Origin of the sequence: Limnomicrobium aquaticum, assembly GCF_040545545.1 — a bacterium.
GTDB lineage: Bacteria > Pseudomonadota > Alphaproteobacteria > Rhizobiales > Rhizobiaceae > Ensifer_A > Ensifer_A aquaticum.
The window spans coordinates 94,384-108,871 of record NZ_JBEPMB010000006.1; the positions used below are offsets into that span (position 1 = coordinate 94,384).

The window sequence follows — 14,488 nt, forward strand, 5'->3', positions numbered from 1 at the left end:
CCTCCGGATTAATTGGCGCTGGAGGCCACGTCGACGGTCTTCTTGCCGTCGGTGGCTGCCATGAGGGCCTTGTTGGCCGCACCGAGATTACCGGCGGCGGCGGTCAGCCACGTCTTGTACTGTTCTTCGGTCACGACGCGAATCGCGACAGGCATGAAGGCGTGGTCCTTGCCACAGAGCTCGGAACACTGGCCGTAGTAGAGACCTTCCTTGTCCGCCTTGAACCAGGTTTCGTTCATGCGGCCTGGAACGGCGTCGATCTTCACACCGAAAGCCGGCATTGCGAAGGCATGGATGACGTCGGCGCCGGTCACGAGAACGCGCACCGTCTTGTTGACCGGCACGACGAGTTCGTTATCCACAGCCAGAAGACGCGGATAGGCCGCCTTGTCGTCCTTGCCGAACTTGGAGCGGTCGGCGTCCTTCAGCATCAGCGAATCGAATGCGAGTTCCTTGCCGCCCTGATATTCGTAGGACCAGTACCACTGGTTGCCCGTGGCCTTGATCGTGAGATCCGTGTCCTTCGGAATGATCAGTTCGTTCGAGAGCAGCTGGAATGACGGGATTGCGATCAGGAAGAGAACCACAACGGGGCCGAGCGTCCAGATGATCTCGATCAGTGTGTTGTGGCTGGTCTTCGAAGGAACCGGGTTGGCACCGGCGCGGAAGCGCAGCGCAACAATCACCAGCAGTGCAAGAACAAGCAGTGTGATCGGCACGATGAACCACAGCGTATATTCTTCGAACCAGCGTATTTCATGCATGATCCCGGATGCAGCCGGCTGCAGATCGGTCTGCCACGGCGTCGGTTGGGCGGCGAATGCCGCTCCAGCAAAGAGCAAACTGGCGGCCGACGCCATTGCTGCAATAGCCTTATTCCTCACGAAACTCTCTCCCCTCAGTGTTTGGTCCCCGACACTTGATCGAGATCAAACCGTCTAGCAGAATCCCTGCTATACTAACTGTTTCAAACCACAGTTTAGCCCCAATCGCAACCGTCGTCACCCGCAACGCATGCGTCATTTTTGCGCAAGAGCCGGGGGTTGACTGGCATTTATCAAATTAGCTTTCGATTGCGCCTGAAATTGTGAAGGTTTGCGGACACTATTTTTGCCGCTTTTCACGCCGATCAACACCCATTAAATGCAGCCGGTGCAGGCATGAGTGGAGTAGGTCCGGAGCACTCCGGAACTCACCCCTTGATGCCGGCGCGCTTTGACTGTTCAATGAACCGTGTTTCGGCGCTAAACGAGATGCGGTAAGCGGAAGAATGATTCGAGGACGTTCATGATATTCAGCCAGTTGAAGCGTGCCGCGGCCGCACTTGCCGCACTGGCGGCGCTCGCCGTCACGCCGGCACTCGCCGCGACCCAGCCGCCGCCGGCTCCCGGACAGGGACAGGGCACGGTGCGGTCAACGCATGGCGCATGGTCGATCATCTGCGACACGCCGGCGGGCGCTTCGGAGGAGCAGTGCGCGCTGATGCAGAACGTGATTGCCGACGACCGTCCGGAGGTGGGCCTGTCCGTCGTGGTTCTCAAGACCGCCGACCGCAAGTCGCGAATCCTGCGCGTTCTGGCACCGCTCGGCGTGCTGCTCCCCAACGGTCTGGGGCTCAACGTCGATGGCAAGGATATCGGGCGCGCCTATTTCGTGCGCTGCTTCTCCGACGGCTGCTATGCGGAAGTCGTGCTGCAGGACGAACTCTTGAAGACGCTGCGCGCCGGCACCCAGGCAACGTTCATCGTCTTCCAGTCGCCGGAAGAAGGCGTCGGCATCCCGGTCGACCTCAAGGGCTTTGCCGACGGCTACGACGCCCTGCCGTGACGAAAGTACGGTTGGAAAACGGCGTCGCGACGCCTATCTGACGTTACGACACATCATCAATTTCGCTGAAAGGCGCCTCTCATGAACGACGATCTCCTGAAGCTTTTCGATGCAGACGAAGGGGCTGTAAAGGACATTGTCGCCGAGGCGCTGAAGGACGCGGACGACGGCGAGCTTTATCTCGAACACGCCCAGGCGGAGGCCCTGACCTTCGATGACGGGCGCCTCAAGGCCGGCACGTTCAACACCGACCAGGGCTTCGGCCTCCGCGCCGTGGCCGGCGAAGCTGTCGGCTATGCCCATGCGGGCGATCTTTCGCTGAGCGCGCTCAAGCGCGCGGCGGATGCCGTGGGCGCGGTGACGCGCGGCTATTCCGGCTCCTATGCGGACGCGCCGCAGGGCACGAACAAGCGGCTTTATTCGGCCGAAAATCCGATCGGCGAGCCGAGCTTCGAGGCCAAGGCGCAGCTCTTGCAGGAAATCGACGCTTTCTTGCGCGCCGAAGACCCGCGCGTTCGTCAGGTCACGGCCTCGATTGCCGCCAGCTGGCAGATTGTCGATATCATCCGCCGCGACGGTCATCGGGTGCGCGATATCCGGCCGATGACGCGGCTCAATATTTCCGTCGTTGCCGGCGAAGGCGACCGGCAGGAGAGCGGCTCCTTCGGCACGGGTGGCCGCAAGGGCTTCGGCGATTTCATCCTGACGGAGAACTGGCAGCTTGGTGCGCGCGAAGCGCTGCGCCAGGCGCTGGTGAACCTTTCCGCGATTGAGGCGCCGGCCGGCACGATGGATGTCGTTCTCGGTTCGGGCTGGCCGGGTGTCATGCTGCACGAGGCTGTCGGTCATGGGCTGGAAGGCGACTTTAACCGCAAGAAGACCTCGGCTTTTGCCGGCCTGATGGGCGAGATGGTCGCCGCCAAGGGCGTGACTGTTGTCGATGACGGCACGATCGAATCCCGCCGCGGTTCGCTGACGGTCGATGATGAAGGCACGCCGTCCGGTTACAATGTTCTGATCGAAGACGGACGTCTCGTCGGCTACATGCAGGACCGGCAGAATGCGCGCCTGATGGGCATGAAGCCGACCGGCAATGGGCGTCGCCAGTCCTATGCGCACCGGCCGATGCCGCGCATGACCAACACCTACATGCTCTCCGGCGACAAGACGCCGGAAGAGATCATCGCCTCGGTGAAGAAGGGCATCTATGCCGTCTCCTTCGGCGGCGGACAGGTGGACATCACCTCGGGCAAATTCGTCTTCGGCTGCACCGAGGCCTACATGATCGAGGACGGCAAGATCGGCGCGCCGGTCAAGGGCGCCATGCTGATCGGCAACGGTCCGGACTCGATGCGCCGTATCTCGATGATCGGCAACGACTCGAAGCTCGATCCGGGCATCGGCATGTGCGGAAAGGCCGGCCAGAGTGTGCCGGTTGGCGTCGGGCAGCCGCATCTGCGGATGGATCAGGTGACCGTCGGCGGGACGCGCACGTAATTGCGCGCCATCGCGAGCGAATGGCAGATGCGCGTCGTTTATCCAGCCAGCACATTCCGGTCACAAGCGCGTGACTGGAGGTTGTTTGAGGTCACAAACCGGTGGACGGTGGCAGAGATCGGACGTAGTGTTTCAGCCGGAATTCGGCTTTGTCACGGGCATGATCTCCATGGAGGATAAAACGCTTTCTGGCGCGGACCCTGCAGCAGTACCGGGAGCCCCGGCTGCGGCACTTTCCGATGTGGAAGCGCGCATTCTCCTGTCATTGCCCGACATCGTCTGGTGTCTGGACCAGGATCGCCGCTTCCGGCTTTGCAATGCGGCTTTCGAGGCGTTTACGGGCAGAACCCAGCGGGACCTCGCCGGAATGACGCCGCCTTACGAGGGCGCTGAGCTGCCCTCGTTCATCCGCAGCTTCATGCAGGGCTCGACCGAATGCAAGCTGGACCGCGAAGAGCATGCGGTGCGCAGCCCGAAGACCGGCCTGCGCATCTACTTCGAAACAACCCAGATCGCTCTGAAGAGACCCGACGGAACGCCTGACGGATATGTCTGCATCGCGCATGACATGACCCGCCGCAAAGCCCTCGAACTCGAGCTGACGGCGAGCCGCAATGAACTGTTCCAGCATGCCTATTACGACCCGATGACGGGACTGGCGAATTTGCGCCACCTGACCGGCAAGCTCGCGGAGGCGGCAGCGGTTGCCGGTTCGGGCGGAGCAGGCGGCGCTGTTCTCAAGATCGACCTCGACCGTTTCAGCGCAATCAACGAGACCGTCGGTCGTGCGTCCGGGGATCAGGTTCTGCTGGAGCTTTCCAAGCGCCTGCGCGAAGAGGCAGAGCGTCACGGCGATTTTCTGGCCCGGCTGGATGGGGCGAGTTTCGCCATGATCCTGCAACGCAAGACCAGCCACGACGATATTGCCCGCGATTGCGAGCGGTTGCTCACCCGCATCTCCCGGCCGCATTTCGTCGAGCAGAAACTCCTGACGGTGACGGCGAGCATCGGCGCCTCCTATTTCCCCGAGCATGGCGACAGTTCCGAGCAGCTTCTCGCCCGAGCCGACAGTGCGCTTCTCTCCGCCAAGCGTGAAGGGCAGAACACCTGGCGCATTTTCGATGAAAGCCTGCTCGACGAAGCGCGCGAGCGTTTCGAGCTTGAGGCCGATCTGCGCAAATCGATCGAAGGCGACAACTTCACTGCCCACTTCCAGGCCAAGATCAACCTGCAGACGGGCGAAATTGCAGGTGTTGAAGCGCTGATGCGCTGGAACCATCCGGACATGGGCTCGATCCCGCCCGGCGTTTTCATTCCCCTTGCCGAACAGACGGGCCTGATCATTCCGCTGGGCGAACGCATCATGACAGATGCCTGCCATTTTGCCCGGCACTGGAACGACGGCAACCGCAAACCCATACGCGTGTCGGTCAACCTGTCTGCCCGGCAGGTGATGCTGGACGACTTCATTCCCATGCTGAAGGGCTGTATTTCCCGTGCCGGCTGCCGCGCGGAATGGCTGGAGCTGGAAATTACCGAAAGCATGCTCATGTCTGATCCGCAGCGCATCGACGAACTGATGCGCGGGCTCTCGGCACTCGGCGTTGCCGTATCCATCGACGATTTCGGCACTGGATATTCCGCAATCAGCAGCCTGACGCGCTATCCGATCGCGACGCTCAAGATCGACCGCAGCTTCGTCCACACCCGCGTCAATGACGGAAAGCCCTCCGCCATTGCGCGTACCATCGTCGCCATGGCGCGCGAACTGGGCATTAAATGTGTGGCAGAGGGCATCGAGCTTGCTGCCGAAGCGGACATGCTGCGCAAGATCGGCTGCGACGAAGGTCAGGGCTTCCTTTGGCACAAGCCCATGCCGGAAGAAGAATTCTTCCGCTGGGTCACCCGCCATGAGAAGAGTGCAGCGGCGCAATAGTTTCACGTTGCTTCAAGAGCTTCGTCCAACACTGCCTTTTCTCAATCCATTTTCAATCTTTGCATTCTAGTCTCGCCTCGGAGTTGTCCGGAGCATGCTCGGTTTTACCTGCATGTCTCATGGACGAGTACTGGAGACGATCAATGACGGGCGGATTGAAATTGCTGGCCAGACAACAGGCCAAGCGACTGGGGATTGCAGGCGGGCTGGAGGCTTCTGCCATGCTCAGCAGCCTCGGGCTTGGACGCAGCATGGCCGGCCGCGGTGTGATCTTCACACTGCACCATGTACGCCCGCATGTACCGCGCGCCTGCGAGCCCAACCGCCACCTCGAAGTCACGCCGCAGTTTCTGGACGATGCGATCAATGCCGTGCTGGAAGACGGCTATACCCCGATCGCCTTGTCACAACTGCCGGACTGGCTCAGGCATGGCGATCCGTCGAAGCCGGTGGCCATCTTCACGCTCGATGACGGCTATCGCGACAATGCGATCCATGCCGCCCCGATTTTCGCGCGCCATGATGTGCCTTATACCGTTTTTGTCACCCGTGGACTGACCGAGCGAACCCATACGCTGTGGTGGGAAACGCTGGAAGCACTCGTCAACGCCACCCCGGAGATCGATTACGATTTCGGCAATGGCGTCGAACTGGTGGAAACGGCAACACCGCATCAGAAGCTTGCTGCTTACAAGCGCATAGGGGCCGGGATCATTGGCTGCAATGAGGCGGAAGCCATCGCGCAATTGAATGAATGCGCACGGGCCTACGGGGTCAATGCCGACGCCATCGTTCGCGACCTCGTGATGGACCGGAAGGAACTTCAGGCGCTCAGTTCGCAACCGATGGCGCATCTCGGTGCTCACACGATTTCCCACCGGGCGATGGCGCATCTCAGCCGCGAGGCAGCCGTCGACGAGATGACGGCCTCCGCAATCTATGTGACCGGCATCACCGGGCGTCGAAATCGTGTCTTTGCCTACCCTTACGGTTTTTCCGAAGCCGTATCGAAACGGGACAGCGATCTCGCGCTCGAATGCGGCTTCGACCTTGCCGCCACCACGACGCCCGGCACTCTGACCGCGCGGGCCCTGGCGCATATGGGCGCCCTGCCCCGCGTGTCGCTGAACGGCTATTACCAGAAGGCGCGCTATGTGAAGGCGCTCGCTTCAGGAATCCCGTTCAAGCTGGTGAATTGACTTTTTCCACGCAATTTCGGACGTAAAACCGCTGCACACTTTTGCTGGAATTGCCTGGATCACGGATACATCCGCACCTTGTCCCAACCACCCTCGGTCCGCTTGAATTCGACGCGGTCATGCAGGCGGAACTTGCGGTCGTGCCAGAATTCGATCGAGCGCGGCTTCAGGCGGAAGCCCGACCAGTGCGACGGGCGCGGAATGTCGCCGAGACCGAATTTCGCAGTATATTCAGCGACGGCCTTCTCCAGCGCGAAGCGGCTTTCCAGCGGGCGCGACTGTTTTGACGCCCAGGCACCGATGCGGCTACCGCGGGCGCGCGAAGCGTAATATTCGTCTGCCTCGGCATCCGTCACCGTCTCGATATCACCACGAACGCGGACCTGACGGCGCAGGCTCTTCCAATGAAAACACATCGCTGCCTTGGGCGCGCTTAAGAGTTCCCTACCCTTCTGGCTCTCGTAGTTCGTGTAAAAGACAAAGCCGTCCTGATCGAAACCCTTCAAGAGGACCATGCGCACATTGGGCAGTCCTTCGTCATCGACCGTGGCAAGCGCCAGAGCGTTGGGGTCGTTCGGCTCACTTGCCGTTGCGTCAGCCAGCCACTGGGCGAAAAGTGTGAATGGTTCACTTTCTTCGGTGAAGTCACTTGTTATTAACCCATTTGCGGTCATTCTTGTCGCAGTCCTCGTTTTTTCGCGTCGGGATATGTAGTCGTGCAACCAATAACAAAGCAGGCATGGGAAAAGAATAGCCGCTCTGCCTGCGGAGTCGTGAAACTTGTCACGGTGGCAATCCTTTGCCTGCCGGTGACGGGGTGCATGGGTACCGGACTTGGCTTTGCCGACAATGTCGATGCCGGGCTGACGACACAGTCGACGCCGGCCGCACAGCGCAAGCCGGTCGATTCCGACGAAAACACGATCCGCAATGCCGTCAGCTCTGCCGATCTTGGCCGCCTGAAGGGAGAGCCGCTGCCCTGGGCCAACACGGATACCGGCAGTGCCGGTGTGGTGACGGGCATTACCCAGACGCAGGCCGGCGAAGTCACCTGCCGCGACTTCACGACGACGAGCCATAGCTTCAAGGGCGTATCCAAATATAGCGGGACGACGTGCCTGACGCCGTCGGGCGAATGGAAAATCGTCAGCTTCGCCAAGCAGGACTGATCCTCCGCTGAGTTGTCTTTGCGCAAGCCCAAGGTAAGGCCTGCGATCTATCTTGTGCGCTCTGGGATTCATGTGAGAGTTCCGAGCCGGCGCGATGAATGCGAAACGACCGCATGCGCAAGCCCGTGGCCTTTCCACACTTTTCCCGATGAAATGGAGCAGACCTTGATCTGCTTCAATACGTGGTTGGATGGCTTTCGGATGCGTGATCCCTATAGCGTGCTGGGCGTGAAGCCGACGGCAAGCCTTGACGAGATCAAGGCCGCGTGGCGGGCGCTTGCCAAGGCGCTGCATCCCGACCGGAACCAGAGCGATCCGACCGCACACCTGCGTTTTGCGGAAGTGGGACAGGCTTATCAGCTCCTGAAGGATCCGGAAAGCCGGCAGCGCCTGGATCAGGAACGCCGGATGGCCGACGAGGCGCGTCGGCGCGAACAGGCTGGCGGTCAGCGCAGTGCTGAAAGACAGGCGAAGGCGGAAAGCGGCGATAGCAGCTTATTCTCCAACCTCTGGCGCAATATGGCAGGCCAGGCCAATGCGCCCGACAAGGCCCCCGATCTTGCGCTCGACGCGCAGATTTCCATCGAGGACATTTTTCAGAAGGCCAAGGCGCTCGTGCAGCTTCCGGACGGCAAGACGCTGCGGGTGGCGTTGCCCGAGGGTGTGACGGATGGCAGGCAAGTGCGCATCGCCGCGCAGGGCCACCGCGTCACTGGCCTGAAGCGCGGCGATGTCGTCGTCACCTTCCGGATCGCGCCGCATCCGGTGTTCCGGGCTGAGGGCCTCGACCTCTATACGAACCTCCCGGTCGATATCGAAAACGCTGTTCTCGGTTGTGAGACCATTGTCGATGCGCCAGACGGGCCGATCCGGGTCACGGTGCCGGAATGGTCAGGCTCGGACCGGACGCTGCGGATCAGAGGCCGCGGCCTGCCCGGACGCGAGGGCGAACGTGGCGATCTCTACGCCGAAATCCGCGTCATGCTCTGGGATCATCCGGACGACAAGGTCAAGGATCTGATGCGCAGCCTGCGCGAGGGACTGTTTTTGTGACTGCATATAATCTGCGTGCAAAAAGCGCACAGATTATTACGATTGCTCGCATTTCCTGACCATTCCACTTCTTGAACCTTCACTCCCGCTGTGCCATAGGGCTCGAAATCATTGAGACGGAGAGCATTTCCATGGTCCAAACTGGCGGCCTGATGCAAGGCAAGCGCGGCGTCATCATGGGCGTGGCCAACAATCGTTCGATCGCCTGGGGTATCGCCAAGGCCTGTGCTGACGCCGGCGCCGAGATCGCGCTGACCTGGCAGGGCGATGCTCTGAAGAAGCGCGTCGAGCCGCTGGCCGGCGAGATCGGCGCCTTCCTGGCCGGCGATTGCGACGTGACTGACATGGCCTCCATCGACGCTGTCTTCGATGCCGTCGAAAAGCACTGGGGCAAGATCGACTTTCTCGTGCATGCCATCGCCTATTCCGACAAGGAAGAGCTGACCGGCCGCTATGTCGACACGACGCGCGAGAACTTCCTGAAGTCCATGGACATATCCGTCTATTCGTTCACGGCTGTCGCCCAGCGCGCCGACCGTATCATGAACGATGGCGGCTCCATGGTGACGCTGACCTATTACGGCGCCGAGAAGGTCATGCCGAACTACAACGTCATGGGTGTTGCCAAGGCAGCGCTTGAGGCGAGCGTTCGCTACATGGCGGTTGATCTCGGCGGGCGCGGCATACGCGTCAACGCGATTTCGGCGGGTCCGATCAAGACGCTGGCCGCCTCCGGCATCGGCGACTTCCGCTACATTCTCAAGTGGAACGAATATAACGCGCCGCTGAAGCGCAACGTCTCGCTTGAAGAGGTCGGGCGTTCCGGCCTCTACCTCCTCTCCGACCTGTCGACCGGTGTCACCGGCGAGGTCCACCACTGCGATTCCGGCTACCACTCGATCGGTATGAAGTCGGTTGATGCACCCGACATTTCTGTGGTGAAGGACTGAGATCGCGCCCATGGTTCCCGACGTTCCGATCTACCTGATCCGCCACGGACAGACGGACTGGAACGCCGAGGGCCGTTTCCAGGGCCAGCACGACATCCCGCTGAACGACATTGGACGCGGGCAGGCAAGCCGAAACGGTATCCTGTTGCAAAAGCTGATCGGCGACCGCGTCAGCGACTTTGCCTTCGTGTCCAGCCCGATGACCCGGACGCGGCAGACGATGGAGCTGGTTCGCACTTCCATGGGGCTGGAGCCGACCAGCTATGGAACCAACGACGCGCTGATCGAACTCTCCTTCGGCGACTGGGAAGGCCACACACTGGCCGAACTCAAGGTGCTTTTTCCGGAAGCCATGCATCGCCGCGAGGCGGACAAGTGGAATTTCGTGCCGCCTGGCGAACGCGCCGAGAGCTACGAAATCCTGTCATGGCGCGTTTCGGGATGGCTTCAATCCGTGAGTGAGCCGACCGTTTGCGTTACCCATGGCGGCGTGATGCGGTCGATCATCAAGCTCTGCGCAGCCAGCGGAGCGATCGAGGCCTCGGAGACCGACATCCGGCAGGACAGCATATTGAAGCTCGATACCGGCACCCTGACCTGGATTGCGGCCTGAGCAAGCTTAGCCTCACTGCGTCTGCAGATCGTCGATCACGCGCTTGCCATCGTTCGTCGAATAATAGATGACCACCTTCACGCCCGGCTTCAGGCCGTCGAAATTGAATTCGGATGGCGTCATGTAGGTCTTGCCGTCGCTGAGCGTGATCGAGCCCTTGTCCTTGTCGATCGCAGTGATCTCGCCAGACGTGTCGTCGCTCTCTGCCAGAGCGAATGTCGGCAGAAGCAGCATGGCAAGAGACAGGGCAATGGCGGTTCTTTTCATCGAAGGCTCTTTCCGGGTTCGTGAGCAAGGCCGGGCGTCGAAAACTCTTACAGCGCGCAATCGGTCTTATCTATCGGGGGCCAGCCCCGGAGGCCGACGTTATCCCCGGATTTCAGGCATGCCGATTGATATCGCGAGTGTTTAGTGCGTGGCGATTGTGGCGGAATTTATGCACGTCGACCGTCGCGTCTGCGGGCAGACAGGCCCGCACAACCTCAAAATGCAAGGGCTTCTTAACGTCCGACCAATAATAATCGTTTCTTCAAAGATACCTTAATCTAAGATGTTGCAGACGGGACCGCGACGACCTTGCACCAGATGGCGAACCAGAAGCTTGGCAGTGCCTGGCTGATTTATGCGCAAGTTTTTGTTGCGGCGGCATCATTGTCGTTGGCCGCTTATTTCCTCGATCGCGATTACGAGGCTGCGCACCGTGCCAGTCTGCGGCTGGACACGGCGGCAGCTGTTGGCGCACAGGTGGAAACATTCCAGAACCGGGTGCGATTTGAAATCGCCTCTGTTGCGGCCATTCAGAAACAGCTGTCCGAAACTCCGGATCTCGACCCCGGCTCGTTCGAAAGGCTTGCCACCCCGATCCTGGAGAATAATCCGGACCTTCTCTACATCGCCACCAGCGACGCTGCCGGACGTGCCTTGACCCATGGCCGGGGAGATGTCGTTCCCGAGCCGGCCGGTCTCCAGATGCAGGCCGTGCAGCAAGAGCCGTTGACCGCGATGCTGCAGACCCCCGGCGGGGCCGGGTTCGGCCCACTCGTTCGCATGAGTTCAGGTGCCCATGCTCTCGAGATCAGGGTTCCTGTCCTTGCTAACCGAAACGGCGCCATGGTTCATTGGGGAACCGTGACTGGCTATATCGACGCATCGAGGTTCTTCAGGAAAACCGGACTCACGCTGACCGACGACAGCCATCGTCTGGCTGTGCGGCTCGCCGGTCGGGCAAGCAACTCGCTGGAGCCTTTTTTTGACGCCTCGACCGTCGATAGCCTGTTCTCCCCGAAAGCGCATGCGGTGAAGACGTCGGCAAACGTCGTTTCTGACACGTGGGAATTTGCCGCAGTGCCCGCCAGCGGCTGGAACCGCTCACCGCGAGAGGTATGGGTGCCGCGCAGCCTCTTTTTCGGCATCGGCATCGTCGTCCTCATCCCATTCTTCCGCAGCATCAGGCTCATCAAGCTCAACGCGCGGAACCAGTCGGCGCTTGCCAGACGGGAAGCCCTGCTGCTCCGGCTGACAAAGAGATTGGATCTGGCTCTCGACAGTTACAAATGCGGCGTCTGGGAATCATCCCTCAGCGTCGACGACACGCATTGGGACGAGCGAATGCTGGACCTGCACGGTGTCAGCGGCATGCCCGAATGGGCTCATCGGAAAAACTGGTTGAGCATTGTCCATCCGGACGACGTTGACCGGGCCAAGCAGGCCCTTCGAGAGGTCATTGCCGACGGCAGCGGTCTCTCGCTGACCGTGAGGATCGTTCGTCCCGACGGGGCGACACGTTACATTCGATATGTGGCCCACATGCAATTCGGCCAGGATGGCCTGCGACGCCTCTTCGGCATTGCAATTGACGTGACCGAAGACACGATCCTGGCGGAGAGGCTTTCCGCCGCAAAACAGGAAACCGAAAGGAAAAATGCAGAACTGGAAATCGCGCTTTCTCGTCTGTCAGCCAACGAGCGCAATCTGAGGGCCGTTTCGGAGCGTCTCAATCTCGCAACCCAGGCATACGGATGCGGTGTGTGGGAGAGCAATCTCGACACGCAGACGCACTATTGGGACGCGCGCATGCACGAATTTTACAACGTGCCGGTGACTGACGGCAAGACAAACCGTGAAATATGGCTCTCCCACGTTCATCCGGAAGATCGGGACCGCGCCCTTGCCGGACGCATGGAGGCCTTCGCGCGGGGAGGCCATTATTCTGCGACATACCGGATCATGCCAACCCCGGACACCATCCGCCACCTGCGGGTCGTCGGCACCGTTCATGCACAGCCCGGCGAAGACAGGAAAATGATCGGTCTTGCGGTCGACGCGACCGAAGACATCGAACTGCAGCAGGCGCTTGAGGATGCCAAGCGGGAGGCGGAAGAGAAAAACCGCGAGCTTGAGGCCGCCCTCTCACGCCTGTCGACGCGGGAGTCGGACCTGCAGGATCTGACGCAGCGCTTCCAGCTGGCGATCCAGGCCTATGGCTGCGGGATCTGGGAGGCGAATATCGGCACCGGCACGGCGGTCTGGGACCGCCGCATGCACGAATATTTCGGCATTCCGTATGTCGACGGCCAGGTCGATGACAGCATCTTCGTCAAACACGTCCACCCCGATGATCTCGCCCGTGTCGAGGCAACGATTGCCGAAACGGTCGAGATGGGCAAGCATTACTCCTGCAGTTATCGCATCGTGACCGAGAACGGCACGGTCAGACACCTTCGGGCCATGGGGCAAACCCACCGGACGGCCGATGGCATGCTGAAGTTCATCGGCATTGCGCTCGACATCTCGGATGAAATCCAGAAGAGCGAAGCCCTGCTGGCCGCCAAGAACGATGCGGAAGCCAGGCGTGCCGAGCTTGAGGCGATGCACGCCATGCTGCAGCACAACGCCACGCACGATCCATTGACGGGCCTGCAAAACCGGCGTGCGCTCGATGATGTGCTGGAGCGTCTTTCGGGAGAGCCATCAGATCCCCTCAAACGCGTCACCCTGCTCCATATCGACCTCGACCGCTTCAAGCAGATCAACGATACGCTCGGTCACTCAGCCGGCGATGCGATGCTGGTGCATGCGGCCGACGTCCTGCGCCGCAACACGGCGCCGGGTGACCTCGTCGCACGGATCGGCGGCGATGAATTCGTCGTTCTCCTGCAGAACAATGCCACGCATCGCGAAATCGCAGCTCTCGCCGGCGGGATCATCGAGAGCATGAACGTTCCGCTGGATTATCAGGGTCACGAGTGCCGTTTCGGCGTATCGATCGGGATCGCTCGCGAGCAGACGCGACGCAGCTCCGTCAGACAGCTTCTCGTCAATGCCGATATCGCGCTCTATCGCGCCAAGGCGCATGGCAGAAACCGGTTTGAATTCTTTACATCGAACCTGCAGGCGGAAATCAAGCGCAGCAAGACGCTCGCTGACGAGATCCTGCGCGGCCTTGAAAACCGGGAATTCGTGGCCTGGTACCAGCCGCAGTTCTGCGCCAGGACCCACCGTCTCACCGGCGTGGAAGCGCTGGTTCGCTGGGACCATCCCGAACGCGGCATTCTTACACCGGATCATTTCCTCAACACCGCGGAAGAGATCAACGCGCTGGCGACGATTGACGGGCATGTGCTGGAACAGGCGCTCGCCGACCGCCTCGGCTGGGTCGCCAGAGGCCTCGTCGTGCCGAAGATTTCAGTCAACGTTTCGGCTCGGCGGCTTCGCGATGACCAGCTTCTGAAGTCGCTGAGGGAACTTGCCATCACTCCGGGCCAGATCGCCTTCGAGCTGGTCGAGTCGATCTATCTCGATGACACGGACGACATCATCACGCGCAATATCCGCCGGCTGAAGAGCCTGGGCATCGACATCGAGATCGACGATTTCGGCACCGGTCACACCTCCATCGTCAGCCTGCTCAAGCTGGAACCGAAGCGCCTGAAGATCGACCGGCAGCTCGTCCAGCCGATGCTGACCTCGTCGCGCGAATTCTCGCTGGTCCGGTCGATCATCGATATCGGCACATCGCTGGAGATCGAAACCGTGGCGGAGGGTGTGGAGAGCATGACGCATGCGGTGCGGCTGGAGGAGATGGGCTGCTGGACCCTGCAGGGCTATGCTTTTGCAAAGCCGATGCCTGCCACCGATCTCGTCGACTTTGCGTCATCCGCCCCCTGGAAGGCCATGCGCGAAACACCGTCCCTGGCGACCGCGATCTGACACGCCTTGCCGCTTTTCTTTTCGAGCTTGGCGTT

12 protein-coding genes are annotated in these 14,488 nt (G+C 60.7%); 9 read left to right on the plus strand and 3 right to left on the minus strand.

Features of this window, described 5'->3' with window-relative positions:
• Positions 1-8: 8 nt before the first annotated feature.
• Positions 9-884, minus strand: coding sequence for a cytochrome c oxidase subunit II (coxB, locus tag ABID16_RS17350; RefSeq protein ID WP_354557624.1), 876 nt, complete (start codon positions 882-884; stop codon positions 9-11).
• 403 nt (positions 885-1,287) lie between these two features.
• Here coxB and ABID16_RS17355 point away from each other — a divergent pair, with 403 nt between their 5' ends.
• From ABID16_RS17355 to ABID16_RS17370, 4 genes are all read left to right on the plus strand, one after another.
• Positions 1,288-1,827: an invasion associated locus B family protein gene (locus ABID16_RS17355; RefSeq protein WP_354557625.1), complete on the plus strand. Its 540-nt coding sequence runs from the start codon at positions 1,288-1,290 to the stop codon at positions 1,825-1,827.
• A gap of 81 nt (positions 1,828-1,908) precedes the next feature.
• Positions 1,909-3,324 carry a metalloprotease TldD gene (tldD, locus tag ABID16_RS17360; RefSeq protein WP_354557626.1) on the plus strand — a complete coding sequence of 472 codons (1,416 nt, stop codon included), beginning with the start codon at positions 1,909-1,911 and terminating at the stop codon, positions 3,322-3,324.
• Positions 3,325-3,451: 127 nt separating this feature from the next.
• Positions 3,452-5,260, plus strand: a complete 1,809-nt coding sequence (locus ABID16_RS17365) for a putative bifunctional diguanylate cyclase/phosphodiesterase (RefSeq protein ID WP_354557627.1) — start codon at positions 3,452-3,454, stop codon at positions 5,258-5,260.
• Positions 5,261-5,403: 143 nt separating this feature from the next.
• A complete protein-coding gene (locus ABID16_RS17370; protein WP_354557628.1) occupies positions 5,404-6,459 on the plus strand; it encodes a polysaccharide deacetylase family protein in 1,056 nt (351 codons plus the stop codon).
• 59 nt (positions 6,460-6,518) lie between these two features.
• Here the strand turns inward: ABID16_RS17370 and pdxH are convergent, their stop codons facing one another.
• Entirely contained in the window at positions 6,519-7,133 is a 615-nt protein-coding gene (gene pdxH / locus ABID16_RS17375) for a pyridoxamine 5'-phosphate oxidase (protein WP_354557629.1), read from the minus strand.
• Positions 7,134-7,280: 147 nt separating this feature from the next.
• Between pdxH and ABID16_RS17380 the strand changes: the two genes are divergently transcribed.
• The 4 genes from ABID16_RS17380 to ABID16_RS17395 all read left to right on the plus strand — a co-directional run bounded on the left by ABID16_RS17380 (position 7,281) and on the right by ABID16_RS17395 (position 10,244).
• Complete coding sequence (locus tag ABID16_RS17380; RefSeq protein ID WP_354557630.1) at positions 7,281-7,628, plus strand: RT0821/Lpp0805 family surface protein; 348 nt, start codon at positions 7,281-7,283, stop codon at positions 7,626-7,628.
• Positions 7,629-7,829: 201 nt separating this feature from the next.
• A complete protein-coding gene (locus tag ABID16_RS17385) occupies positions 7,830-8,681 on the plus strand; it encodes a DnaJ C-terminal domain-containing protein (protein ID WP_354557631.1) in 852 nt (283 codons plus the stop codon).
• 131 nt (positions 8,682-8,812) lie between these two features.
• The gene (gene fabI / locus ABID16_RS17390) at positions 8,813-9,631 is read left to right on the plus strand and encodes an enoyl-ACP reductase FabI (RefSeq protein WP_354557632.1); all 819 of its coding nucleotides are present in this window, start codon (positions 8,813-8,815) and stop codon (positions 9,629-9,631) included.
• 10 nt (positions 9,632-9,641) lie between these two features.
• Positions 9,642-10,244, plus strand: a complete 603-nt coding sequence (locus ABID16_RS17395) for a histidine phosphatase family protein (protein WP_354557633.1) — start codon at positions 9,642-9,644, stop codon at positions 10,242-10,244.
• A gap of 12 nt (positions 10,245-10,256) precedes the next feature.
• Here the strand turns inward: ABID16_RS17395 and ABID16_RS17400 are convergent, their stop codons facing one another.
• Positions 10,257-10,511, minus strand: a complete 255-nt coding sequence (locus ABID16_RS17400) for a DUF1344 domain-containing protein (protein WP_354557634.1) — start codon at positions 10,509-10,511, stop codon at positions 10,257-10,259.
• Between the two features lie 384 nt (positions 10,512-10,895).
• Here ABID16_RS17400 and ABID16_RS17405 point away from each other — a divergent pair, with 384 nt between their 5' ends.
• A complete protein-coding gene (locus ABID16_RS17405) occupies positions 10,896-14,453 on the plus strand; it encodes a bifunctional diguanylate cyclase/phosphodiesterase (protein ID WP_354557635.1) in 3,558 nt (1,185 codons plus the stop codon).
• The last annotated feature ends 35 nt before the right edge of the window (positions 14,454-14,488 follow it).